Here is a 566-nt window from a genome sequence, read left to right on the forward strand (position 1 = left end):
CGCGGCCTCGTCGATGAGGGCGAGGCGGTCGACGAGGCGGCGCGGGCCGTCGAGGCGCGCGAGCCCCTCGCGCGCCGCCGCCAGCGCCCCTTGCGTCGGGGCCTCCCCGAGGGCCACGAGGTCGCGCCCGCGCGCCTCGACGCGCAGCCAGGGCTCGGCGCCCCCGCGGCCGGTGGCGTCCGCGACCGCGCGGGCGGACGCCGTCAGGGCCGCCTCGAGGCGCGGCTCGGCCCAGAGCGTCGCGCCGGCCCACAAGCCGGCGATCAGGGGGAGGCCGGCGAGCCAGCCGATCGAGCGAAGCGCCACCGAAACAACCTCGCGGGACACACGGACGACGCCTCTCGGGCGGGCACGGGAGCGGAGCCCGGGCGACGCCCAAGGAGGCCGTCCGCTCGCATCCCCATCATCGCGGGGGTTTCCGGCACGAACAAGGCGGTCGGCGGCGCCGCGGCGCCCGACCCGGGGGCGGGGCCGCCAACGAAGAAGGGCCCCGGCGCTGCCGGGGCCCCTCGGGAGCGTGACGAGGCGACGACTTAGAAGTCGCGCTGCACGCGCATGCGGACCTG

General features: G+C 79.2%; 1 pseudogene. It reads right to left on the minus strand.

What is annotated here, in order from left to right:
* A pseudogene (locus tag DT057_RS36590) lies at window positions 1–306 on the minus strand (flagellar motor protein MotB); the annotation flags it as partial.
* Window positions 307–566 lie beyond the last annotated feature (260 nt).

The sequence above is a fragment of the Methylobacterium crusticola genome, assembly GCF_003574465.1.
GTDB lineage: Bacteria > Pseudomonadota > Alphaproteobacteria > Rhizobiales > Beijerinckiaceae > Methylobacterium > Methylobacterium crusticola.